General features: G+C 67.8%; 19 protein-coding genes. 4 read left to right on the plus strand and 15 right to left on the minus strand.

What is annotated here, in order from left to right; translation table 11 throughout:
- Positions 1–253: 253 nt before the first annotated feature.
- On the plus strand, positions 254–2788 hold the full coding sequence (locus FAZ11_RS01140) for a bifunctional diguanylate cyclase/phosphodiesterase (protein ID WP_058767460.1): 2535 nt from the start codon (positions 254–256) through the stop codon (positions 2786–2788).
- Between the two features lie 375 nt (positions 2789–3163).
- The gene (locus tag FAZ11_RS01145) at positions 3164–5698 is read left to right on the plus strand and encodes a bifunctional diguanylate cyclase/phosphodiesterase (protein WP_058773395.1); all 2535 of its coding nucleotides are present in this window, start codon (positions 3164–3166) and stop codon (positions 5696–5698) included.
- Between the two features lie 43 nt (positions 5699–5741).
- On the opposite strand, the gene FAZ11_RS01150 is transcribed toward FAZ11_RS01145, so the two are convergent.
- The 7 genes from FAZ11_RS01150 to FAZ11_RS01180 all read right to left on the minus strand — a co-directional run bounded on the left by FAZ11_RS01150 (position 5742) and on the right by FAZ11_RS01180 (position 13215).
- Positions 5742–6752, minus strand: a complete 1011-nt coding sequence (locus FAZ11_RS01150; RefSeq protein ID WP_058767458.1) for an Ldh family oxidoreductase — start codon at positions 6750–6752, stop codon at positions 5742–5744.
- Positions 6749–7582, minus strand: a complete 834-nt coding sequence (locus FAZ11_RS01155; RefSeq protein ID WP_058767457.1) for a substrate-binding periplasmic protein — start codon at positions 7580–7582, stop codon at positions 6749–6751. Before FAZ11_RS01155 ends, FAZ11_RS01150 begins: the two co-directional genes overlap by 4 nt.
- 38 nt (positions 7583–7620) lie before the next feature.
- Positions 7621–8280 (minus strand): amino acid ABC transporter permease, encoded by a 660-nt coding sequence (locus FAZ11_RS01160; protein ID WP_058763944.1) that lies wholly within the window; start codon positions 8278–8280, stop codon positions 7621–7623.
- On the minus strand, positions 8277–8918 hold the full coding sequence (locus FAZ11_RS01165) for an amino acid ABC transporter permease (protein WP_058773396.1): 642 nt from the start codon (positions 8916–8918) through the stop codon (positions 8277–8279). The genes FAZ11_RS01160 and FAZ11_RS01165 overlap by 4 nt, the downstream gene beginning before the upstream one ends.
- Entirely contained in the window at positions 8918–9715 is a 798-nt protein-coding gene (locus tag FAZ11_RS01170; protein WP_420849658.1) for an amino acid ABC transporter ATP-binding protein, read from the minus strand. The genes FAZ11_RS01165 and FAZ11_RS01170 overlap by 1 nt, the downstream gene beginning before the upstream one ends.
- A 51-nt stretch (positions 9716–9766) precedes the next feature.
- Positions 9767–11074, minus strand: a complete 1308-nt coding sequence (locus FAZ11_RS01175; protein WP_058767454.1) for a M24 family metallopeptidase — start codon at positions 11072–11074, stop codon at positions 9767–9769.
- Between the two features lie 104 nt (positions 11075–11178).
- Positions 11179–13215 carry an NADH:flavin oxidoreductase gene (locus tag FAZ11_RS01180; protein WP_058767453.1) on the minus strand — a complete coding sequence of 679 codons (2037 nt, stop codon included), beginning with the start codon at positions 13213–13215 and terminating at the stop codon, positions 11179–11181.
- A gap of 126 nt (positions 13216–13341) precedes the next feature.
- Between FAZ11_RS01180 and FAZ11_RS01185 the strand changes: the two genes are divergently transcribed.
- Positions 13342–13983, plus strand: a complete 642-nt coding sequence (locus FAZ11_RS01185; RefSeq protein WP_058763934.1) for a TetR/AcrR family transcriptional regulator — start codon at positions 13342–13344, stop codon at positions 13981–13983.
- Between the two features lie 9 nt (positions 13984–13992).
- On the opposite strand, the gene FAZ11_RS01190 is transcribed toward FAZ11_RS01185, so the two are convergent.
- The 8 genes from FAZ11_RS01190 to FAZ11_RS01225 form a co-directional block, all read right to left on the minus strand.
- A complete protein-coding gene (locus FAZ11_RS01190; protein ID WP_058773397.1) occupies positions 13993–15438 on the minus strand; it encodes an aldehyde dehydrogenase family protein in 1446 nt (481 codons plus the stop codon).
- Positions 15439–15503: 65 nt separating this feature from the next.
- The gene (locus tag FAZ11_RS01195) at positions 15504–16691 is read right to left on the minus strand and encodes a hypothetical protein (RefSeq protein ID WP_058763932.1); all 1188 of its coding nucleotides are present in this window, start codon (positions 16689–16691) and stop codon (positions 15504–15506) included.
- Between the two features lie 22 nt (positions 16692–16713).
- Positions 16714–17334 carry a class II aldolase/adducin family protein gene (locus FAZ11_RS01200; protein WP_058763930.1) on the minus strand — a complete coding sequence of 207 codons (621 nt, stop codon included), beginning with the start codon at positions 17332–17334 and terminating at the stop codon, positions 16714–16716.
- Positions 17335–17345: 11 nt separating this feature from the next.
- Entirely contained in the window at positions 17346–18824 is a 1479-nt protein-coding gene (locus FAZ11_RS01205; RefSeq protein ID WP_058763928.1) for an aspartate aminotransferase family protein, read from the minus strand.
- Positions 18825–18832: 8 nt separating this feature from the next.
- Positions 18833–19489 carry a class II aldolase/adducin family protein gene (locus FAZ11_RS01210; RefSeq protein WP_058763926.1) on the minus strand — a complete coding sequence of 219 codons (657 nt, stop codon included), beginning with the start codon at positions 19487–19489 and terminating at the stop codon, positions 18833–18835.
- Complete coding sequence (locus FAZ11_RS01215) at positions 19486–21120, minus strand: xylulokinase (protein WP_058773398.1); 1635 nt, start codon at positions 21118–21120, stop codon at positions 19486–19488. The genes FAZ11_RS01210 and FAZ11_RS01215 overlap by 4 nt, the downstream gene beginning before the upstream one ends.
- A gap of 10 nt (positions 21121–21130) precedes the next feature.
- The gene (locus FAZ11_RS01220; RefSeq protein ID WP_058763920.1) at positions 21131–22015 is read right to left on the minus strand and encodes a TorF family putative porin; all 885 of its coding nucleotides are present in this window, start codon (positions 22013–22015) and stop codon (positions 21131–21133) included.
- A gap of 21 nt (positions 22016–22036) precedes the next feature.
- Entirely contained in the window at positions 22037–22456 is a 420-nt protein-coding gene (locus FAZ11_RS01225) for a DUF2147 domain-containing protein (protein ID WP_058763918.1), read from the minus strand.
- A 144-nt stretch (positions 22457–22600) separates the two neighbouring features.
- Here FAZ11_RS01225 and FAZ11_RS01230 point away from each other — a divergent pair, with 144 nt between their 5' ends.
- On the plus strand, positions 22601–23248 hold the full coding sequence (locus tag FAZ11_RS01230; protein ID WP_058773399.1) for a TetR/AcrR family transcriptional regulator: 648 nt from the start codon (positions 22601–22603) through the stop codon (positions 23246–23248).

The following is a 23248-nucleotide window of genomic DNA, read 5'->3' on the forward strand; positions in this document are numbered from 1 at the left end:
ACATTTGTCCTGGCGAATGGAGGGGCTTTGTCGTTTTTGGACATGGGTGTCGGACAGACGACGGTAGGGCTGCGCCTTCCTGGCGCGTCGATGCTGCCTGTGCCCGCTTACGGTGCAAAAAGAAGCCCCGGCCTGTGCCGTGGCAGAATGGCGATGGGATGGCATCAAATCGTCATTGCCCGTGCCGATATAAAAGCATACGGTTCCGTCCCGCCGGCGGAAGTTCCTACCTCTGGTTCAACAGGTCATCGTCGTGCCTACCCCGCTCAATCGTGTCGCCCAGCAGACCTCGCTGGGCTTTTTCGCGCTGGTCATCCTTATCTTCGCCCTGGCGGGAGGGATGTTGGTAGACCTGTGTCTGCGCATCGATGAGCAGCAACGTCAGCATAGTGAGGTGGATGCCCAGCGGGCGCTGGACTCGCGGCAGGATAGGCTGGGTCGAGTCCTGGGCGACTATTCGTTCTGGCAGGAGGCCTATGAGCGAACCTTCAAGAAGGTAGATGCACATTGGGCCTACGACGAAGACAACGTGGGGCCATCCCTCTATAGCGTCTACGGCGTGAACGGGGCCTTCATCCTCGGGCCCGAGGGCTCGACGCGCTATGCCATGGTGAATGGCGCACGCAGCAGGATGCAGCTGGACAGCTGGCTCGGCGCTGACCAGGCGGCGCTGTTGGCCCAGGCGCGGGCGCGCTCGGCCAAGAATAGCTATGCCCAGGGCTATTTCCTCGTCGATGGCAAGCCGGCCAGCGTGACGGCCGCGGTCATTCGGCCGGATGCCAGCTACCAGGATTTCAAGGAGCTCTCCTATCTGGTGTTCGTCGATGTGCTGACGCCGGACAAGCTGGCCGCGCTCGGGCAGCGGTTCGAGTTGCACGGCCTGACGGCCCATCCGGGTGCATTGCCCGCCGACCAACGGCCGATGCTGGTGGTGAGCTCCACTCCGGGTATCGCGGTGACCTTCCGGTGGAGCATCCAGGCCTTTGGGAAGCGGCTGCTGACGCACTTCCTGCCGTTGTTGGCCGGCATGTGCGTCCTGGCATTGCTGTTGGTCTGGTACCTGCGGCGGCGCATTGCCTTGGCCGCGCGCCAGACGGAACTGGCCGAGGATGCGTTGAAGCACAGCGAGCAACGCTTTCGGACAGTGTCCGAGGCCACGTCCGACTGGATCTGGGAGGCCGACGCCGAGCAGCGCCTGGTCTATCTCTCGGAGCGCTTCGTCGCTGTCACCGGCTTTCGGCATGAGGAGTGGCTGGGTCGACCCTTGTATGAATTGCTCGACTACGAGCCATGCCAGCTCGACGAGGTCGCCCAGGCGCCTGCCACCGCGCTCCGGATGCGACGATCGCTGCGTTGTGAGATGCGCGATGCCCAGGCGCGGCCGAGGTTTTCTCAGCTCTCGGCCCAGCCGATCGTCAGCGGTGGGCAACTGGCTGGCTTCCGCGGCACCGTGTGTGACGTCACTGACGAGGTCGAAGCCAAGGCGCGGGTCGAACATCTCAGCCAGCACGATGCCCTCACCGGTTTGGCCAATCGTCACCACTTGCATCGCCACCTGGCGCAGCGCTTCGCCGAAGGCGTTGATACCTCTCACCCCTTGCATCTGCTGGCCATCGATCTGGATCGTTTCAAGCCGGTCAATGATTCCCTCGGACATGCGGCGGGCGATCAGGTGTTGTGCCAGATCGCCCGCGAGTTGCGTGCCACCGCGCGCGACGGTGATCTGGTCGCGCGAGTCGGGGGTGACGAGTTCGTCATCGCGCTGAGTGGCAGCCTGAGCGGCGAGCAGCTGACCGGCCAGTGCAGCCGCATTCTGGACGCCGTCGGCCGTACCATCCGCGTCGGTGAGCACGACATCACCCTGGGGGCGAGTCTCGGCGTCGCCCAGGCGCCGCAGGACGGCGACACTGCCGAGGATCTGCTGCGCTACGCCGACATCGCCCTGTACGAGGCCAAGGCCGCGGGGCGCAATACCCTGAGGTTCTATGAGCCCACTATGAACCAGCGGATTATCGAGCGTCGTCAGCTGGAGACCGAATTGCGCCTGGGCTTGCAGCGCGGGGAGCTGGAGCTGGACTTCCAGCCGCGCTTCGATGCCAGCAGTCAGCGCCTGCTGGGCGCCGAGGCCCTGGTGCGCTGGAATCATCCCGTCCGCGGTCGCCTGGCGCCCGCCGAGTTCATCGCGATGGCGGAGGAGACCGGGCTGATCCTGGGGCTCAGCGACTGGGTCCTGCAGGAGGCCTGCAGCCAGGCGGTGCTATGGGAGCCGGAGCTGATCGTGTCCATCAATCTGTCACCGCTGGAGTTCCAGCGTGACGACTTGGTGGCGCGAGTCCGAGGGGTACTCGAACGCACCGGCATAGCGCCGAGCCGCGTCGAATTGGAGCTGACCGAAAACGTGCTGCTGGATGATGCAGTGGGCGCGCTGGAGTTGATGCAGCGGCTCAAGGCAATGGGGGTGCGCCTGTCGATGGACGACTTCGGCAGCGGTTACTCATCGCTCAGCTATCTGCGCACCTATCCCTTCGATTGCCTGAAGATCGACCGCAGCTTCGTCGCCGATATCGAGGTGAGCGAGAGCAACGCAGCCATCGTCAAGGCCATCGTCAGCCTGGGCCAGGCGCTGTCGCTGACGGTGGTCGCCGAGGGGATCGAGACCGCCGGCCAGCTGGCGCGCATCGCCGATCTCAAGTGCGATCAAGCCCAGGGTTTTCATCTGCAGCGACCCCTGTCCCGGGAGCGTTTCGCCGCGTTGCGAGAGCACTCGATGGCGCTCGACGAAGCCTAGCCACGAGCAACTGAAAGCTCAGGATCGGCGAAGAGCTGTCCTTGCCGCCTATTCAGGCCAGCGCGCTGAGCGGGTCGTGGAGGCTGGCGGGTAGGGTGACGACGGCCTCGGTGCCCCCTGGCCGCTCCCACGCTCGGGTGATGCCGGGTGAACTGTTCGGCGGGATGCCATCAGTCGGGATGGCCAGGACCCGCAGGCGTCGGGCCGCTGGGCGAGAGCCCGATTCGTATGCTGCCGTCTAGTCCGGGCCCTGGCGGAATATCTCTGCAAAGGGCATCAAGTCGTTATCGCCTAGGTCGATATAAAGGCATACGATTCGGGCCGCGCCGTCGTACGGTCCTACCCCTATTCATCCTGCTCCAACAGGTCACTGCTGTGCCTACCCAACTCAATCGTGTCGCCCGTCGGGCCTCCCTTGGCTTCTTCGTCCTGGTCGCGCTGATCTTTGCCCTCGCGGGACTGATGCTGTTCGACCTGTGCAAGCGCATCGACGAGCAGCAACGTCGCCACAGCGAGGCGGACGCCGAGCGGGCGCTGGAAACGCGGCAGGACAAGCTGGGTCGGGTATTGACCGACTATTCGTTCTGGATCGAGGCCTATGCGCGGACCGAGCAGCAGGTCGATGTGGACTGGGCCTACGATCAGAACAACGTCGGGCCGTCGCTCTACAAGAGCTATGGGGTGAATGGTGCCTTCATCCTGGCGCCCGATGGCACGACGCGCTATGCCGTGGTGGGCGGCGAACTCAGCCAGCTACGGCTGGACAGCTGGCTCAAAGCCGACCAGGCGGTGCTGCTTGCCCAGGCGCGGGAGCGCTCGCCCGAGGATGGCTATGCCCAGGGCTATTTCCTCGTCGATGGCAAGCCGGCCAGCGTGATGGCCGCCGTCATCCGGCCGGATGCAAGCTACCAGGATTTCAAGGGGCTCTCCTACATGGTGTTCGTCGATGTGCTGACGCCGGACAAGCTCGCCGAGCTCGGGCAGGTGTTCGAGTTGCACGGCCTGACGGCCCAGCCAGGGGCGCTCCCCTTAGCCGGGCAGCCGACGCTGGTGGTGAGCTCGACGCCTGGTATCGCGGTGACCTTTCACTGGACTATCCAGGCCCTGGGACATCGACTGCTGATGCAGTTTCTGCCGTTGTTGGCCGGCATGTGCGTCCTGGCATTGCTGTTGGTCTGGTACCTGCGGCGGCGCATCGCTCTGGCTGCGCACCAGACCGAAAGGGTCGAGGATGCCCTGCGGCATAGCGAGCAGCGCTTTCGGATGGTGTCCGAGGCCTCGTCCGACTGGATCTGGGAGACCGATGCCGAGCAGCGCCTGATCTATCTGTCGGAGCGCTTCGTCGATGTCACCGGCTTTGGCCAGGAGGAGTGGCTGGGCCAGCCGTTGTATGAATTGCTCGACTACGAGCCGTCCCTGCTCGACGAGGTCGCCCGGGCGCCTGCCACCGCTAGCCGGGTGCGACGACCGCTGCGTTGCGAGATGCGCGATGCCCAGACCAAACCGAGATTTTGCCAGCTCTCGGCCCAGCCCATCGTGACCGATGGGCGCCTGGCCGGCTTTCGCGGCACCGTGTGCGACGTCACCGAGGAGATCGAAGCCAAGGCGCGCATCGAACACCTCAGCCAGCACGATGCCCTCACTGGCCTGGCCAACCGTCATCAGTTGCATCGCCATCTGGCGCAGCGCTTCGCCGAGGGGGTCAGCGCCAGCCAGCCCCTGCATCTGTTGGCCCTCGATCTGGACCGCTTCAAGCCGGTCAACGATTCCCTGGGGCATGCGGCGGGCGACCAGGTGTTGTGTCAGGTCGCGCGGGAGTTACGTGCCAGCCTGCGCGAGGGTGATCTGGTCGCGCGGATCGGCGGAGACGAATTCGTCATCGCGCTGAGCGGCAGCCTGAGCGTCGAGCAACTGACCAGCCAGTGCGGCCGCATTCTGGATGCCATCGGCTGCCCCATCCGCGTCGGCGAGCACGACATCACCCTGGGGGCGAGCCTCGGCATCGCCCGGGCACCGCAGGATGGCCACAACGCCGAGGACCTGCTGCGCTATGCCGATATCGCCCTGTACGAGGCCAAGGCCGCAGGCCGCAACACCCTGAGGTTCTACGAACCGACCATGAACCAGCGCATCCTCGAGCGGCGGCAGCTGGAGACGGAATTGCGCCAGGGCTTGCAGCGTGGGGAGCTGGTGCTGGAATTCCAGCCGCGCTTCGATGCCGGCAGCCAGCGCCTGCTGGGCGCCGAGGCCCTGGTGCGCTGGAATCATCCCGTTCGCGGTCGCCTGGCACCCGCCGAGTTCATCGCGCTGGCGGAGGAGACCGGATTGATCCTGGGGCTCAGTGACTGGGTCCTGCAGGAGGCCTGCAGCCAGGCGGTGACCTGGGAGCCGGAGTTGATCGTGTCGATCAACCTGTCGCCCCTGGAATTCCAGCGTGACGATCTGGTGGCGCGGGTCCGCGGCGTGCTCGAACGCACCGGTATAGATCCGGCCCGCGTCGAGTTGGAGCTGACCGAAAACGTCCTGCTGGATGATGCGTCCGGCGCATTGGAGTTGATGCAACGACTCAAGGCCCTCGGGGTGCGCCTGTCGATGGACGACTTCGGCACCGGCTATTCCTCGCTCAGCTATCTGCGTACCTATCCCTTCGATTGCCTGAAGATCGATCGTAGTTTCGTCGCCAACATCGAGGCGAGCGAAAGCAATGCCGCCATCGTCGAGGCCATCGTCAGCATGGGCCGGGCCCTGTCGCTGACGGTGGTCGCCGAGGGCATCGAGACGGCCGGGCAGCTGGCACTCATCGCCGATCTCAAGTGCGATCAGGCCCAGGGTTTCCACCTGCAGCGCCCGCTGTCCCAGGCGCGTTTCGCCGCGCTGCGCCAGCAGGCGCTGGTGCTCGACGAGGCCTAGCAGCGAACGCCTGAACGTTGAGGGCGGGCGAGGGGCTGGCGGTTCAGGCCAGCGCCCTTAGCTGGTCGTAGAGGCTGGCGGGTAGGGTGATGAGGGCCGCGGTGTCCCCTGGCCGAGCCCGTGTCCGGGTGATGCCGGGCAGGTGGACGCCCTGTGCGGCGAGGCGCGTCAGCTGCGCGCCGAGGCGCTCGGGAAAGCGGTCGTCCAGCAAGCGCGGAGCGATGGCCACTACCAGCAGGCCGGCACCGGGACTGCGCGATCCCTGGCGAAAGTCGCCGGCATCCAGCGACCAGTTCGCCCCGGTGAGCCCGGCGGCCAGGACCTCCACCATCAGGGCGACGTTGGCGCCGCGCGCGCCGCCAAAGGCCAGCAGGGTACCGCGCACCGCGTCACGGGCATTGCGGGTGGGTAGGCCGTTCTCATCCAGCGCCCAGCCCTCGGGGATGGGCACATCGGTCTCGGCCGCGCGCAGCAGGTTGACGAAGGCCGTGGCGCTGCAGGCCTGGTCGATTGCCAGCAGGCGGCCATCGGCGGCCTGGGCGGCGAACGCCAGTGGATTGGTCGAGTAGAGCGCCCGGCTACTGCCCTGGGGAGCCATTAGCGGCGGGCCGTTGGTGAAGGCCAGGGCCACCAGGCCGCGTTCGGCAAGGCGGCGCGGGTAGTAGCCCAGTTCGCCGCAGGTGAAGGCCTCTCGCTGGGCGAACAGGGCCAGGCCGAAGCCGTTGGCCGTTGTACAGAGATCCTCGAAGGCCCGCTCGAAACCCAGCTGGGCGATGCCGCGGCGCGCATCGCTCTGGACCAACGCCGGCGCCGGCCGACTGAGCTGCGGTTCGGCGCGGGGGTCGATACGCCCCTGGCGGAAGCCGTCGAGATAATCCAGCAGGTGGGCGAAGCCGAGGGCGGGCAGGCCGCGGTATTCGGCGGTCAGCGTCGCGGCGGTCAGGGCGGTGGCGACCGCCTGGCTGGCCCCTTGGCGCAGGCAGCAGGCCCGCGCCAGGGTTTCGGCTTCAGGCTGAGTCAGCCTGATCGGCGCCCCATCGGCCTCCCGGCTCATTCGATCAACCGGGGAGCGCCGACGTCGGTGATCTGCTCGTCGAGGCCGTAGTGGGCAACGATCTTGCGCAGGCCACCGTCCTGGTGCAGTTGCTCGATGTAGGCCGACAGCGCCTGGCCCAGGGCTGCGTTCTGCTTGGCGAAGAGAATGGCCGCCTGGCCGGGTTGTTGCGAGGCCTTGACCCTGGGATCGCCGGCGGCGACGTTGATGCTGGCACCCGGATAGGCGCCTTTCTGCTGGGCGGTCTTGGCCACGGCGAAGCTGTCGGTGGCGACGTCGAGGCGCCCCGAGGCCAGGTCCTGGGCCATGGCCACGGGGTTGGGGTAGAGCACCAGGTTGTCGCCCAGCACCTTCTTCAAGTCGGCGACCCAGAGATAGCCTTGTACGGTGCCGACGCGCTTGCCTTCGAGCTGATCGATGCGGCTCAGGTTGTCCTTGGAGATGATCCCCATGACGTCGAGGAAGGTGGGGGCGGAAAGACCCAGCACCTTGGCCCGCTCGGCGGTGCGATACCAGTCGCCGATGCCGACGTCGGCCCGCCGGGTGATCACCGATTGCACCACCGCGGCGGTGTCCACGGTGGTGGCGCGCACGGTCAGGCACTCCTGGGCGGCGAAGCCGTTGAGGATATCGCCCTCCACACCGCCGATCTGGCCGTCGGGGCCGGGGATGGCATAGGGCGGGAAGACGTAGGTCGCGACCTTGAGCACGCCTTTTTCCAGGGTGTCGAAGGTATGCGCGGGCTTGCAGTCGGCCAGGGCGGCGGCGCTGCCGCATAGCAGCAGAGTGGCGAGGGTGAGACGCTTGAAGAGGGTAGCTGCATCGGTCATGGCGGTGGTCCTCGGTATGCTGATCGGCAGGGCGAAGGTCAGGCCCGTTCCGGGGCCAGGCGGCGTTCCAGGTTTCCCACCAGCAGGGCTGCGGGAATGCACAGGGCCGCGTACATCACACCCGCCAGGACCAGCACGGGCATGTATTGGAAGGTGCTGGAGCCGATCATCGAGGCGCGGCTCACCAATTCCGGCAGGGCGATGGTGAAGCACAGCGACGAGGCCTGGAAAATCATGATGGAGAAGCCCAGCAGCGCCGGGATGGCGATACGCAGGGCCTGGGGCAGGATGACAAAGCGTAGGGCGTCGAGCGGGGTGAGGCCGATCACGTCCGCCGCCTCGCGCTGGCCCTGGGCGACGGCGTCCAGGCCGCCCCTGAGGATCTCGCTGGTGTAGGCGCCGGTGCAGTAGGCCAGGGCCAGGGCGGCGGCGCTGTAGGCACTGAGGGTGATGTGCGCGGAGGGCAGGCCGAAATAGAAGTACTGCAGCAGGATCAGCGCCGGGGCGCCCCGTCCCAGTTCCACCACCACCACGGTCAGCCAACGCAGCGGCAGCCTGCGGCTGGACACGCCCAGGGCGAACAGCAGCCCCAGCGGAATGCCGACCAGCAGGGCCAGGGCGGTCACCTGCAACGAGAGCAGCAGGCCGTGCCACAGATCCGGAAACCATTCGACCCAGTTGGCGAGGAGTTCGGTCATCGCTGGATCCTCCGGCCGAGGTGGTCGCCCAGGCGCCGGGCGAACAAGGCCACCGGTACGCTCAGGGCGATGTAGAGCAGGGCGGCCAGGCTGTACACCGGCAGGCCCTGGAAGGTCTGCTGGGTCTGCTGGTAGGCAGCGGCGCTGATGTCGGTGACGCCCAGGGTCGAGGCGATGGCCGAGTCCTTGAGCAGGCCGATGGCATAGGTGGCGGCGGCCGGGATGGCGATGCGCACCAGTTGCGGCAGGATGACGTCGAAGAAGCGCTGCCGGGCGCTGAGGTTGAGCACCAGCGCCGCTTCGTACTGGCCGGCGGGGATGCCGCTGAGGGCACCCCGGTAGACCTCGGCCATATGCGCGGCGGTGATCAGCCCCAGGCCGAGGGTGGCCGCGGCGAAGGGCGACAGGGTCAACCAGCCGCCGCCCAGGCCGAAGAAGATGAAGAACAACCAGACGATGGGCGGAATGGCGCGCAGGGTGAGGATTACCGTAAAGGCGAGGAGGCGCAGAGGCTTGAGTCGGCACACCCGCAGGCCACAGAGCGGAAAGCCCAGCACCAGGCCGATGGCGAAGGCGGTCGCGGTCACCGCCAGGGTCCAGGGAATGCCCTGCAGCAGGGCGAGCAGGATGGCGCCCATCAGCGATTCCTCACCGCGGCCAGGAAGCGCTGGACCCGCTCGTGTTGCGGATGGCGCATGACCTGGGCGCTCGGCCCCTGTTCGATGATGCGCCCGTCGGCCATGACCACCACGCGGTCGGAGACGGTCTCGGCGAAGTGCATCTCGTGGGTGACCATGATCATCGACATGCCTTCCTGGGCCAGCTCCTGCATCACCTTGAGCACCTCCATGCCCAGCTCCGGGTCCAGCGCCGAGGTGGGCTCGTCGAACAGCATCAGCTCCGGGTCCAGAGCCAGGGCACGGGCAATGGCCACACGCTGCTGCTGACCGCCGGAACACTGGCTGGGATAGGCCTTGGCCTTGGCGGCCAGGCCGACGCGTTCGAGTAACAGCATTGAACGGCGATCCGCTTCCTGGCGACTGCGCCCCAGGCTGCGCACCTGGGCGAGGCTGACGTTCTGCAGCACGGTCAGGTGCGGAAAGAGGTTGAAGGACTGGAACACCATGCCGATGCGCCGCCGCAAGGCCACCAGTTGCTGGCGAGAGACCTGGCCGGCCTGCAGGCTCAGGCCTTCCAGGGTCACGCTGCCGCTGGTGGGCGGTTCCAGCTGGTTGATGCAGCGCAGCAGGGTGCTCTTGCCCGAGCCGCTGGGGCCGATGATGGCCAGCACTTCGCCCTTGGCCATGTCCAGGGACACGTCGTGCAAGACCTCATAGGGCCCGAAACGCTTGCCGATGCCTTCCAGGCGCAGGAACGCCGGGCGCTCTTCGGGCTGCTCCGGCGCCGACGACACGGGGGTTCTGACGATACTCATGGCGCTCATCTCGCTCTCCTCGAAGACGCCTCCATAGCGGAGGCGGGGCCATCAGTGCAGGTCGGGATCCAGCAACGGCGTGCGCGACAGCTTCACCGCCCCCGCCGCCGTGATCACCACCTGTTCTTCCAGCTTCACCCCCTCGGGGCCGCCCTGTTCGCCGATGAAGCTCTCCACCGAGACCACCATGTTCTCGGCGAAGGTGCCGTCGTAACCCCAGTCGGCGAAGTCGGTGGCGTAGGCCACGCTGGGGTACTCGTCCACCAGGCCGACGCCGTGCAGCATCATCATGTAGCGGTTATGCCGGTACTTTTCCGGCACCGGCCAGCAGCGCTCGGCGAATTCGCGGAAGCCCAGGCCCGGGCGCAGCAGATTGATGTTCTGCGTCAATTGCTCGGCTGCCGTCTGCAAGAGGTCGCGCTGGCGCGTGGTGGCCGGCTGGCCGGGGCAGACGAAGCTGCGGGAGATGTCCGACAGGTAGCCGCCGGGACCGACCATGTCGGTATCGAAGCAGACCAGTTCCCCGGCCTGGATGGGCTTGTCGGTGGCGTCCTGGAACCAGGGATTGGTGCGCTGGCCGGAGCTGAGCAGGCGGCTTTCGGCCCATTCGCCGCCGTGGGCGACGTTGGTGCCGTGCAGGATGCTCCACAGCTGGTTTTCGGTGATGCCCGGCTGCAGACTGGCGCGCATCCGCGCGATGGCCAGGTCGCAGACGCCCATGGAGACGCGATGGCTGGCCAGCTCCTCGGCCGACTTGATCAGCCGCGCCTGCTCCATCAGCGGCTGGGCATCGTGCAGGCTCACACCCAGGTCCGCCAGCTTGGTGGCGCCCCAGGGGTCGCAGCGGTCCACCGCCAGGCGCCGGTTGCCGCTGCCATGATGCAGCACCAGTTCGGCGACCTCGTGGGCCCAGGAGGTCGCCTTTTCCTCGACCCGCGGGCCGGCCAGGAAATACAGCCAGGGCGTGGCCGGACGGATCTCGTCGATGGTCTCGATGTGTTCGCTGTTGTGCTTGCTGCTGGTGAAGTCGAACAGGATCACCGGACCGTTGGTGGTCACCAGCACGTAGCGACTGGGGGAATGCATGACCCACAGCCCCAGGTTGTTGGTGTCGGTGGCGTAGCGGATGTTGATCGGATCGGCCAGCAGCACGCCGGCGTAGTCATGCTCCACCAGCTGCGCGCGGATGCGCTCCAGGCGATAGCGGCGCAGGGCACGACGGTCGATGGCGGCGTGGGCGCGCAGCAGGCCTTCGTCGAGCGGGGCGAGGTGATGCTCGCTGACGCGGCTGTCCTGGCGAAAGCTGAGGCGCGCGTCGGCGACCGGGTCGAAGCCGGCAAGGGATTCCGGATGCTGCATAAGGACCTCGTCTGGCCAGCCTGGGCCGGCATGTTCTTGTGAGACGTCGAAGAGGCAGTAAGCAAAGGGGTGCAACAAGCTCGCCGCAGGACGAGCCGACCTTCTCAGAGGTCTTTCACCAGGCGCAGCGCGTCGTAGATGGCCGCGTGGGTATTGCGCGAAGAGACCGCGTCGCCGATGCGGAACAGTTGGAAGCGCCCCGCGGGATTGGTGGCGAGCTGCTGCGGTCGGCCGACGATCAGGTCCTGATATTCCACCGCGCCTTCGTTGCTGGCCAGCGGCTTGAGGTCGAAGTAGAGCTCGTCCAGGGGCAGGGTGCCGTGGTTGACCACCACCTGGTCGTAGTGGCAGACCCTTTCCAGGTCGCTGTAGTCGGTGCCGACGATGGCCTTGAGCTGATCACCGTCACGCTCCACGGCCTTCAGGCGGTAGGTCACGGTGAAATGGGTATCGAGCCCCTGCAGGGATCTCATGTAGGGCACCAGGTTCATGCCCATGACCTCGGGGGCGAAGCTGCGGTCGGGCGTCATGATCTCGGTACGGGCGCCGCTACGGGCGATGAACTCGGCCGCCTGTAGCCCGGCGTGGTCGCCGGCGTCGTCGTAGACCAGCACGTTGCGCCCCGGCTTGACGTCGCCGGCGATGATGTCCCAGCTGGACACCACCAGGTCATTGCCGCGTTCGAGTACCTCGGTGTGGGGCAGGCCGCCGGTGGCGACGATCACCACCTCGGGGTCTTCCGCCAGCACCCGCTCGGTGTCCGCCCAGGTGTTGAAGTGGAACTGCACGCCGAGGCGATCGCACTGGGCCAGGCGCCAGTCGATGATGCTCTGCATCTCCTTGCGGCGCTCCGACTGGGCGGTGAGCCGCACCTGGCCGCCGGCCTGCTCGGCCAGCTCCAGCACCACCACCTGGTGACCCCGCTCGCCGGCTACCCGGGCCGCCTCCAGCCCGCCGGGACCGGCGCCGACCACCACCACCTTGCGGCGGGTCGCGGCCTTGGGGATGGTGTGGGGCATGCTGGTTTCGCGCCCGGTGGCGGCGTTGTGGATGCAATAGGCCGCGCCGGCGTTGTAGATGCGGTCCAGGCAGTAGTTGGCACCGACGCAGGGACGGATATCGTCTTCGCGGCCCTCGATCAGCTTGCGCACCAGGTGCGGATCGGTCATGTGCGCGCGGGTCATGCCGACCATGTCCACCAGGCCGGCGGCGATGGCGTGGCGGGCGGTGGCGACGTCGGGGATCTTCGCCGCATGGAAGGTGGGGAAGCCGGTGCGCGAGCGGATCTCGCCGGCGAAGTCCAGGTGCGGGGCGTTGCGCATGCCCTGCACCGGGATGATGTCGGTGAGGGCGGCGTCGGTGGCGATGTTGCCGCGGATGACGTTGAGGAAGTCGATCATCCCGCTGTCCTTGAGCAGCTGGGTGATGGTCAGGCCTTCCTCCTTGGTCAGCCCGCCCTTGGCCACCTCGTCGGCGGTGTAGCGGATGCCGACGATGAAGCGCTCGCCGACCCGGGTGCGAATGGCCTTGAGCACCTCGAAGGTGAAGTGCAGGCGATTGCTCAGCGAACCGCCGTAGGGCTCGTCCAGGTCATTGGTCAGCGGCGACCAGAACTGGTCCATCAGGTGGCCGTAGGCTTGCAGCTCGATGCCATCCATGCCGGCGGCTACCATGCGCTCGGCGGCGTCGGCGTAGTCCTTGACGATGCGCTCGATGTCCCAGCTTTCCAGGCGCTTGGGGAAGGCGCGGTGGGCCGGCTCGCGACTGTGGGAGGAGGACACCACCGGCAGCCAGTCGCCCTTGTCCCAGCGGGTGCGGCGGCCCAGGTGGGTCAGCTGGATCATCACCGCCGCGCCATGTTCGTGGCATTCGTCGGTGAGGTCCTTGAGCCAGCCCACCACCTCGTCCTTGTAGGCCAGCACGTTGTTGAACACTGGAGGACTGTCGCGCGAGATGGCTGCCGAGCCGGCGGTCATGGTCATGGCCACGCCGGCCTTGGCCCGTTCCACGTGATAGGCGCGGTAGAGCTGCTTGGGCATGCCCTCTTCGGGGTAGGCGGGTTCGTGGGAGGTGATGATGACGCGGTTGCGCAGCGTCAGGTGCTTGAGTTGATACGGCTGCAGCAGAGGATCGTTCTTCATGTCCGGGTCCACCAGCGCTCATCAGGTGGAGAGACCTTAAAACCCTCTGTACACAGGTGTCAACTGGCCTGACACAGGTGAACATTTTCCCTTGGCGGACGTTCAGGGGCGCGGTACCATCACGCCATGAACGCACCTGCCCCCGCTGTTATCGAACCCTCGCGCGGCTCCCTGGAGAGCTGGCTCAATGCGGCCTACGAGAGCCTCAAGGACGCGGGCGTGGATGCCGTGCGCATCCAGCCGCTGGCCAAGAAACTCAAGTTGTCGCGCACCAGCTTCTACTGGTTCTTCGAGGATCGGGAGGCGCTGCTGCAGGCGCTGATCGACCAGTGGAAGAACAAGAACACCGGCAACCTGGTGGCCCGCACCGAGGCCTATGCCGAGTCCATCACCGAGGCCATCCTCAATGTCTTCGACTGCTGGCTGGATGCCCGGCTGTTCGATTCCCAGTTCGAATTCGCCATGCGCAGCTGGGCGCTGCAATCGGCCGAGGTGGCGCAGGACATCGCCGAGGCGGATGCCTTGCGCATCGCCGCGCTCAAGGCCATGTTCGACCGCTTCGGCTTCGAGGACCGCGCCGCCGAGACCCGCGCCCGTTCCATCTACCTGACCCAAATCGGCTACATCAGCATGAAGACCGTCGAGCCGCTGGAGTACCGCCTCAAGTTCATCCCCGAGTACCTGAAGATCTTCACCGGCCTGGAGCCGGAGCCGCGCGAGCTGGAGCGGTTCTTCAGCCGTCATCGGCTGGTCGCTCCCACGGCTTGAGGAGTCAACTCAGCCGCGCCCGACCAGGCGTGAGACCCATTGCGCCAGGCGCAGCTTGGCCTTGGAGTAGGGCGGGAACAGCAGCCTGACCGCCAGCCAGGGACCGGCGCGCAGCACGCTGCGTTCGTGGGAGAAGGTGCGAAAGCCTGCCAGACCATGGGCGCTGCCGCTGCCCGAGTGATTCACGCCGCCGAACGGCAGGTTGACCTGGGTGTACTGCTGCATGCACAGGTTGAGGCCGAGGCTGCCGGAACGGGTGCGCGCCAGCACCTGTCGCTGCACCTGCCGGTCACGGCTCCAGAGATAGAGCGCCAGGGGCTTGGGACCGGCATCGATGCGCTGCAGGACGTCGTCCAGCTCGTCGTAGGCGATCACCGGCAGCAGCGGCCCGAAGATCTCCACCTGATCGAGGGGGCTGGCGATGGCCGAGCAATCCAGCAGGGTCGGCGCCAGGTAGCGCCGGGCCACGTCGTGGTCGCCACCGCAGATCAGCCGGGCACCAGCGGCCTGGGCACTTTGCAGCAGCTCGGCGAGGCCGGCCGCGTGCCGCTCGTGGATGAGCCGGGCGAGGTCCGGGCTGGCGGCGGGATCGCTGCCATAGCGCCGGGCCAGCAGGCTGCGGCAGCCTTCGTTGAAGGCGTCCAGCAGGCTGCGATGGACGAAGACATGATCCGGCGCGATGCAGGATTGCCCGGCATTGAGGAATTTGCCCCAGAGCAGCAGCTCCACGGCGGCGTCCAGGTCGGCGCTGGCCTCGACGATGGCCGGCGACTTGCCGCCCAGTTCCAGGGTGACCGACGCCATGTGCTGGGCGGCGGCCTGCATGACCAGGCGCCCGACCGCCGTCGAGCCGGTGAAGAAGAAGTGATCGAAGGGCAGCGCCAGCAGCGCCTGGGCGGTCTCCACGCCGCCCTCGCAGAGGGCCACGGTGTCGGGAGTGAAGGCTTCGGCGACCATCTCCCGCAGCACGGCGTTGATCGCCGGGGTGAATTCCGACGGCTTGAGCACCACGGTATTGCCCGCGGCTAGGGCGGATACCAGGGGGCCGAGCAGCGTCGACACCGGGTAATTCCAGGGCCCGATGATCAGGCAGCGGCCGCGTGGCTGGCAGTGGACCTCGGCCGGACAACCCAGCGAGGTCAGGGTGGCGCCGACCCGGCGTGGCTTCATCCAGCGGCGCAGGTGGCGGCGCGCATGCTGGATCTCTTCCAGCACCGGCATGATCTCGGACAGCTCCACCTCTACCTGGGGCTTGCCGAAGTCCGCACGGAAGGCGACGTAAAGGGCCTCGCGCCGGGCCACCAGGGCCTGGTGCAGGCTGTCCAGCAGGGCGCGGCGCTCCTCGGCGGTCGAGCTGCGCAGGGCCAGCGCCCGTGTGGCCTGGTCGCGGAACAGCTGTTGTGGCGTGGTGACCGCCGAGGTGGGTAGGACAGGATCGAGCAGGGGGGCAGGCATGGTGGGGTCCGCACTGGAGTCGAGAGGCTGGGTAAGGGTAGTGGAGCCGGGCGTGCGCGTCGCTCTCAGCCGGAGCGGCGCAGGCGTCCGCGGCTGGGCAGGCGGCCGGTTCTTTCGCTGAGGCCGAGCAGGGCCAGCAGGCTCAGGGCGAGCAGGCTCAGCAGGGCGCTGGCGAGGGCGGCGGGCCTTACCTCGGCGCCATCCAGCCAGAGCGACGCCAATGCTGGCCCGGCCGCGCAGCCGAGCAGTTGTAGCGACGGCACCAGGGTGGCGGTGCGCCCCCCGGGATCGAGGCTCAGCGCCAGGCCGATCTGGAACGGGGTCAGGGTCTGCCAGAGGAAGGTGAACAGCAGGCAGAGGCCGACGAAGGCCAGGTGCGCGCCCATCGGCAGACCATGGATGAGGATGGCGAGCGTACCCAGCAGCAGGGTCGTCAGCAGCAAGGTGCCCAGCGCCGGTAGCCGGTTCACCAGTCCGGCACCGGCCAGGCCGCCGAGCAGTTGGGCGCCCAGGCTCAGGGCGATCAGTGACTGGGCCTGGCCGGGCTGCAGGCCCAGGGCTTCGCCATAGGGCTCCAGATAGGCCCAGAGCGCGCCGATGGCGGCCAGCTGGGCCCCGACGCAGGCCAGCAGCAGGCTGCGGGGCAGTGTCCAGCCGGAGCTGGACGGGTTGGCCGTCTGGCGTGCGACCGGCGCCAGGCGCCGCGGTAGCGCGGCCAGCAGCGGCAGGGCGAGCGCCGTGACCGCTGCCAGGAGCAGGAAGCCGCCAAGGATGCCGGCGTTGGGCAGTACCCAGAGCGCCAGTACCGCCGCCAGCAGTCCCTGGCAGCCGGTCTGCAAGGCCATGAACAGGCCGGAGAGCCATTCGGCCCGGGGTTGGCGCACCATCAGTGCCACCGCCGCCCAGAGCAGCAGGCCTTCGCCTAGCCCGGCGAGGGCGCGCAGGCCGAGCAAGGGCAGATCACCGACGGCATAGGCGCTGAAGAGGTCGGTGCCGATCGCCAGCAGGATCGCCGGCAGCAGCAGTCGCGGCAGATCCAGGCGCAGGCCCAGGACCTCGCCGAGCATCACGCCCAGGCCGAGGGCGACGATCTCGCCCATCGCCACCAGGCCCAGGCCGTCCAGACTCGCCCGGCCGCTGGTGAAGAGTTCACCGAGTAGCAGCGGTTGCAGGCCCAGGATGAGCAGGGCCAGGGAGCCAAGCAGCAGGGCAGCGGCGACCTGTAGCGGCGGCGAGTGTGGCGTGGCGGTCATGGGACTTCCCTCCGGGTCTCGGTCAGTAGCCGCGGCTTTCGGCCGGCAGCTCGCCGCTGGCGAAGGCCAGGGCGGCATTGCGCTGGTCGCGGGCGAGGCGGCGCGTGGCGATCAGCACCACCCACCACGGCAGGCGAGTGAGCGTGGCACCGGTCGCCTGGGCCAGGGTGTAGGCCTTGGCGCATTTCTCGAACAATTCCGCGTTGAGCGCCGCGCGACTGGCGGTGGTACCCAGGCACAGCGGCCGCTCCGCCAGTAGCAGGACGTTGCCGCCGCCGCCGAGGGCCTCCGGCAAGCGGCGGGCATCGCTCACCCCCGCGGCCATGCGGCCCAGATGGCGCGCCTGCTCGTCGAACAGCATGGGCAGGCAGCCGCCGAACGATGCCACGAGCGGCCCGTAGCTGCCCGCGCCCTGGATGATCGCGCCGACGTCCGGGCGCGCGCGGTAGACGACCGCATGGTCAGCGGCATCCAGAAAAGTCTGGCCGAGCGATGTCTCCGTCGGCTCGGCATCCGCCAGGGTGCCGTACCAGAAGGTGCCGGTAGCCGGTACGCGCAGCGATAGCGCAACCGCCGGGAGCTCGCCGCGGCGTACCAGGCGCTGCTGCAGGTCGAGCCACTGCTGATGGAGGGCGAGGCGCATGGATAGGGGCCTCATACCAGCTGGAAGACGCGGTCGAAGCGTTCCAGGGCGTCATCGATCACGGCATCGGTGTCGGCCAGGCTGGTGTAGATACGGCTGCCGGCCAGGGTGATCAGCCCGTGGGCGGTGTAGGCGGCGCCCATCTCTTCCATCATGTGCTTGCGCGCCTTGGCTTCGTTGCGCACCCGCAGCAGCTTGAGCGGATTGCTGGTGTCGAGCAGCAGCACCCCGGAGGTCTGCAGGTGCACGATGGAGCCCAGGTTGTAGGCCACGTAGGGCAGGTTGCGCCGCTGGATGATCTCTTCCAGCCCCTGGCGTAGCCGATCGCCAGCGCGGCCGGCCTGGCCGGCGGCGTCGAGGCGCTGGATTTCCTTGAGGGCGTAGTAGCCAGCCACGCAGCAGAGCGGGTTGGCCGACAGGGTCCCCCCTACGAAGGCCCGCTTCGACGAGGTGCCGATACCGCCCACCAGCAGTTGCATGACCTCTGCCTTGCCACCCAGGGCACCGGCCATGGGATAGCCGCCGGTGAGGCATTTGCCCAGCACGGTGAGGTCGGGCAGTACCTTGAAGTAGGCCTGGGCACCGCCCATGCCAGCGCGAAAACCGGTCACCACCTCGTCGAAGATCAGCAAGGCGCCGAATTCGTCGCAGAGCTTGCGCACTTCGCGGTTGAAGTGCGGATGCACCGGGCGGGTGCCGCTTTCCGGCCCGAAGGGCTCCACCAGTACCGCCGCGGTGCCGCCGCGCAGGCGATTGAATTGCAGGCGGCGGCGCAGGGCGTCGAGGTCGTTGGGCGGGCTCTCCTGGGTGTGGGCGGTGGCGCCACGGGGAATGCCGAGGGCCTCCATCCGCCCGGTGCCGGGCAGGCGCATGCCGTACACCAACTGGTCGCTCCAGCCGTGGTAGGCACCCCCGATCTTGATGAGCCAGCGGCGGCCGGTGTAGGCCCGCGCCAGGCGCACCGCGGCCATGGCCGCCTCGGTACCCGAGCCCAGCAGCCGTACCTGGTCGATGCCGGGCACGCTCTGGCAGACCAGTTCGGCGAGCTTGACCTCATACTCGTGCAGCAGCCCGGTGACCGGTCCGCATTCGGCGAGGATGCGCTGCACCTGCTCGCGGACGCCGGCATGGTTGGAGCCGAGCAGGGTGGGGCCGCCCGCCTGCAGGAAGTCGATGTAGCTGTTGCCGTCCACGTCGGTGAGATGGGCACCCTCGGCCTGGGCGATGGCCAGGGGAAAGGGATGGTTGAAGGCCAGGTTGTGCTGCACGCCCCCCGGAATGAATTGCTTGGCGCGCTCGGCCAGGCGCCGGGAGCCCTGGCAGCGCTCGTCGAAATAGCCCATGACCTTGGCCAGGGCGTCGCGGCGCAGTGGGCGCATGGGTTGCTTGACCAGTTCGGCGAAGCGGCGATAGAGGGTGTCGGTATCCGGCCAGGCGGTGAGCGCGGGCGGGCTGGGTAGCAGGGGTGGCGTGGTCAGGGGCTGGTTCATGGCGGACCTCATGACGGGGAGGAGGCGGTGAAGGTGGTCAGCAGGCGCTGGCGCGCCAGGCTGTCGGCGGCACAGAGACCGGGGCGATTGGCGATGCGCCGGACGAGGTAGTGCGCGCAGAAGGCTTCCAGCTGCTCCAGCACCGCCAGGGTCTGGTGGGCGTTGGCGCCGTAGCAGAGCACCCCGTGGTTGCGCAGCAGATAGGCCGGACTCTTGGCGGTGAGGGCGTGATCCAGGCGCTTGGCCAGCCAGCCGGTGCCGGAGGGGGCATAGCCCACCAGCGGCAGCCGGCGGCCCAGCGCAGGCCAGCGCTCTGGGTCGTCGACGGTCAGGGCTTCGCCCAGCAGGGTGCAGGCACTGGCCAGCGGCTGGTGGGTATGCAGGCTGCACCCGGCGGCGGGAAAGCGCCGCAGCACCCGGGCATGCAGCCCGGTTTCCACCGAGGGCGCGCGGTCGCCTTCGAGCTGGTGCAGGTCGGCCAGCCGTAGGATGCAGACGTCGTGCGGACGCATCTCGTAGTAATCGAGGGCGGACGGGGTGACCGCGATGCGCTGGGCGTCCACCCGCAACGCCAGGTTGCCGCCGGTGGCGGCGAAGAAGCCGCGGCGCACCAGGTGCAGGCAGAGGTCCACTACCTGCTCGCGCAATTCGAGGGTATCGCTCATGGTCGGGCTCCCTGGTTGGGGTTGAGGCGGCGGTACAGCGGTGCCAGGCGGCGGCGGACTTCGAGGAAGGTGGCGTAGCTGTCGTCGTAGCGTGCGCGTGCCTGGGGACAGGGCTGGTAGAGACGGGGCGCCCGTTGCAGGTCGGGCACGTCACTGAAGGCGAGGGCGCCGATGCCGGCGGCGGCGATATAGGCCGAGCCGCGGGCATTGGCCTGGATGGGCGCGTCGGGCTGGGCGATCACCTGGCCGGTGACGTCGGCCATGATCTGGCACCAGAGATTGGACTGGGCGCCGCCGCCCACCGCGGTGATGCGCTCCGGGCGGCGGCCGAGAAAGCGGCCGAAGGGCTCCAGCATCCAGCGGGTGTTGAGCGCCACCCCTTCGAGGAAGGCGCGGATGATGTCTTCGCGGGTGTGCTCCAGCGACAGGTTGATCAGGGCCGCGCGCAGGCTGGGATCGTCCACCGGGCTGCGCTCGCCATACAGCCAGGGGGTGTAGAGCAGCCCACGGGCGCCAGCCGGCACCCGGGCGGCGATGCGGTCGAGCAGGGCATAGAGATCCGGGTGCTGTTCGTCGCTGAGCAATTCGTCCGGGTGGTAGAGCACCTTGTCGCGCAGGAACGACAGGTTGGCGCCGGCCGCGGTCTGCAGCGCCATGGCCAGGTAGCGGCCCTTGACCGCACTGGGCACGGCGGCCATGTGGCGCAGCACATCGGACTTCTTGAAGGGCACATGGGCGCCCAGCCAGGAGGAGGTGCCCAGGTAGAGGTGCGGAGCGAAGTCTGCCACCGCCGAGCCCACCGCCACCGCCGAGGTGTCCACCGAGCCGGCCACCACCGGGGTGCTGCGCGGCAGGCCGAGCTGGTCGGCCACCGCGCCGGTCAGGGTGCCGATCACCTCCGCCGAATCCACCAGGTCGGGCAGCTTGTCGCGGTCGAAGCCCAGGGTGCGGATCAGCCCGGCGTCGTACTTCACCTGGCGCGAATCGCGGTTGTCGGTGATCCAGGCGGTGCAGATGGAGTCCGCGGTGGCACAGCAGCGACCGGTCAGGCGCAGATTCATGAAGTCGAGGACGTTGAGAAACTTCACCGTGCGCTCGTAGCGTTCCGGCTGGTGGTCCTGCAGATAGGCGATGTGCCCGGCGGAGTCCTTGCCGGAGAGCGAGGGCGCGCCGCCGGTCAGGCGAATCCAGCGCCACAGCTTGAAGGGTGAGTAGCCGGCCACCTTTAGCCGACCCCCACCGACGCGGCGCGCCACCGACTCGGCGCCGCGCATGTCCAGCCAGAGCAGGGCGCGACCCAGGGCCTGACCATTCGCATCGACGCAAACGGTGCCTTCGGTCTGGGTGGAGCAGCACACCGCCACCACCCGCCGCCGCCGCGCCGGATCGGCGGCCAGCAATTCGCCGGCGCCACGCAGGAAGGCCTGCCACCAGTCCTCCGGTTCCTGTTCGGCGCTGTGCCCCTCGACGTGCAGGGCGACGCCATGGAAGGTCCAGGCGACCACCTCGCCGCCCAGGGTGACCAGGGCGCTCTTGCAGCCGGAGGTACCCAGGTCCACCACCAGCACCAGGCCGTCGAGGGCGGTGGCCTGGGCCGGCGCGGGTGGGGTGGCGAAGACGTGAGGTTTCATGGGTGCCGACTCAGAAGGGGCGGGCCACGGACAGCACCCAGCGGGCCTCGTCCGTGGCGCGCTGATGGTCACCGTCTTCGGCGAGGTAGAGTTCGCGCGCCCGGGTATGGGGGCTGAGGTAGTCCAGGCCGAAATCGAAGCCCCAGTGGCGATGCACCAGCCCGACCCCGTAGTCGCTGAAGTTGGCCTCGGAGAAATTACGGATCTGCTGGTAGCCGGCGTGCAGCTTGAGACTGGTGCGCGGCGTCAGCTCGTAGCGATAGTCCAGGTCGTAGAGCAGGCTGCCGCGAGAGTTGTGCTCGCCCTTGGCATAGCACTCCAGGCCCTTGGTGGGATCGGCGTTGAATTGCAGCTGGGCGCCGCAGACCCCGGCCGTATTGGCGCCGCGGTAGTTTTCCGAGAGCACGTTGAGGATGCGCCCTTGCAGCGCCCCATAGCCGATTTCCAGCACGGCGAACTGGCTGTTGTAGTTGGTGCTGTGGACGCCCCCTGGCTCGCCGGTCTCCGGATCGATGCGACTGGGCGCCTTGAAGTGGGCACCGGGAAAGAATTCGCCGGCCAGGCCCACGCCGAAGTGCCAGGCCTCCGGGTCGCCGAATCTATAGCCGCCGGCCAGCAGCACGCTGGCGCCGTCGCCGTCGAGAAACTGCTTCTTGCTCACGGTGCCGAATTCGGCCAGCCCGATCAGGCCGCTTTCGTGGGCCAGCTCCAGGGTGACCTTGGCGCCCGGCCGATTGAGCGAGTCGGAGATGCCGCGGGTGCGGACATCCGAGAGCAGCCGCGGGGTCACGGTGAGGGAATAGCTGGCCAGGTCATCGTCGGCCTGGACCGCTGCGCTGGCGAATGCCAGGCATGCGAGGGCCGCCGCCTGGGTGCGGTGAAGAATCCGGTTCATGGGGTCGCTCCTGGCGGTGGCTTAGCTGCAGCGAGGGGTGGTGGGCAGGGCGCTCAAGGGGGTCAACTGTTCGGTCTTGCCGAGTACCTCGGTGCCGACGTAGGCCCGGATGTTGAGGTCGTCGCCCTTGCGGCGGACGTAGCCTTTGTACTTCTTGCCATCACGGGGATCGAACACCCAGCCGTCGCGCCAGGTACCCTCGTCGTTACGGGTCATCTGCAGGATGCGCGTGCCGCAGGTATCGTGGGCATTGCCGGCGTCCTTGTCCCAGACGATGGTGCCGCACAGGGCCGCGGCGTTGTCCGCGCAGGGCTCCACGCGCACCGCCGCGCCCTGATCGGCCGTGAGCCACAGGCCCTGGACCGGCGCGGGGCTCGCCGCCTGGGCGAGGGGGAGCTGAACGGCGAGAAGGAAAGCTGCAAGCGCGAAGGACGGTTTCATGGTGAGACTCCCGCTGATTGTTGTGGTTGTGGCTGGAGGCAGTTCAAGGTCTTTTTAGCTGTTATGATAGTCATCGCTACACGATAGTTATAACTATCATTTTTGCGCCTCGCAAGGGGTTTTTCTTCTCATCAGGAAGCGTTCATGGCTGCCAAAGATTCCGCGTCATCGTCTCGCGCCACGCCCAAGGCTCGCCCCAGTCAGCAGCGCGCGGCGGAAACCTACGAGCGCATCCTCGCCGCGGCTGCCGAGGTGCTGTGCGAGGTCGGTATCGAGCGCCTGTCGACCAATCTGGTCTGCGAGTGCGCTGGTCTGACGCCGCCCGCGCTGTATCGCTATTTCCCCAACAAATACGCGCTGCTGGAGGAGCTGGGTCGCCGCCTGCTGGAGAAGCAGAACGCGCAGATCGCCCCCTGGATCGACCCGGCGCTGCTGGCCGGGCCCCTGGAGCCGGTGGAGGAGGCCCTGACGGGTCTGTTGCTGGACACTTACCGCGTCACCGCGGAAACGCCGGGCGGGATGTGGATTCTCAAGGCGCTAAGGGCCGTGCCATCGCTCGAGCACGTGCGGCTCGATTCGCACCGCCGGGTAGCGGCGCAGCAGGCCGAATTGCTCCGGGTGATCCTGCCGACCGTGCCGGCGGAGGAAATCGCGCAGGTTTCGCGCATCGTGGTGGAGCTAATCCACTCCACCGTGGAACTGCTGTTCGACGAGGAACTGCCGGCGCAGAGCACCTGCCGCACGGTGTCGGCCATGCTGACCGGCCACCTGCAGCGGCTACGGGGTGGATGA

Source organism: Pseudomonas rhizoryzae (assembly GCF_005250615.1).
In the GTDB taxonomy this organism is placed as follows: domain Bacteria; phylum Pseudomonadota; class Gammaproteobacteria; order Pseudomonadales; family Pseudomonadaceae; genus Chryseomonas; species Chryseomonas rhizoryzae.

Coding starts and splice junctions, on each gene's coding strand:
- FAZ11_RS01150 (WP_058767458.1), bottom strand. CDS start 6,752: ATGAGCCGGGAGGCCGATGGGGCGCCGATCAGGCTGACTCAGCCTGAA.
- FAZ11_RS01155 (WP_058767457.1), bottom strand. CDS start 7,582: ATGACCGATGCAGCTACCCTCTTCAAGCGTCTCACCCTCGCCACTCTG.
- FAZ11_RS01160 (WP_058763944.1), bottom strand. CDS start 8,280: ATGACCGAACTCCTCGCCAACTGGGTCGAATGGTTTCCGGATCTGTGG.
- FAZ11_RS01165 (WP_058773396.1), bottom strand. CDS start 8,918: ATGGGCGCCATCCTGCTCGCCCTGCTGCAGGGCATTCCCTGGACCCTG.
- FAZ11_RS01170 (WP_420849658.1), bottom strand. CDS start 9,715: ATGAGTATCGTCAGAACCCCCGTGTCGTCGGCGCCGGAGCAGCCCGAA.
- FAZ11_RS01175 (WP_058767454.1), bottom strand. CDS start 11,074: ATGCAGCATCCGGAATCCCTTGCCGGCTTCGACCCGGTCGCCGACGCG.
- FAZ11_RS01180 (WP_058767453.1), bottom strand. CDS start 13,215: ATGAAGAACGATCCTCTGCTGCAGCCGTATCAACTCAAGCACCTGACG.
- FAZ11_RS01185 (WP_058763934.1), top strand. CDS start 13,342: ATGAACGCACCTGCCCCCGCTGTTATCGAACCCTCGCGCGGCTCCCTG.
- FAZ11_RS01190 (WP_058773397.1), bottom strand. CDS start 15,438: ATGCCTGCCCCCCTGCTCGATCCTGTCCTACCCACCTCGGCGGTCACC.
- FAZ11_RS01195 (WP_058763932.1), bottom strand. CDS start 16,691: ATGACCGCCACGCCACACTCGCCGCCGCTACAGGTCGCCGCTGCCCTG.
- FAZ11_RS01200 (WP_058763930.1), bottom strand. CDS start 17,334: ATGCGCCTCGCCCTCCATCAGCAGTGGCTCGACCTGCAGCAGCGCCTG.
- FAZ11_RS01205 (WP_058763928.1), bottom strand. CDS start 18,824: ATGAACCAGCCCCTGACCACGCCACCCCTGCTACCCAGCCCGCCCGCG.
- FAZ11_RS01210 (WP_058763926.1), bottom strand. CDS start 19,489: ATGAGCGATACCCTCGAATTGCGCGAGCAGGTAGTGGACCTCTGCCTG.
- FAZ11_RS01215 (WP_058773398.1), bottom strand. CDS start 21,120: ATGAAACCTCACGTCTTCGCCACCCCACCCGCGCCGGCCCAGGCCACC.
- FAZ11_RS01220 (WP_058763920.1), bottom strand. CDS start 22,015: ATGAACCGGATTCTTCACCGCACCCAGGCGGCGGCCCTCGCATGCCTG.
- FAZ11_RS01225 (WP_058763918.1), bottom strand. CDS start 22,456: ATGAAACCGTCCTTCGCGCTTGCAGCTTTCCTTCTCGCCGTTCAGCTC.
- FAZ11_RS01230 (WP_058773399.1), top strand. CDS start 22,601: ATGGCTGCCAAAGATTCCGCGTCATCGTCTCGCGCCACGCCCAAGGCT.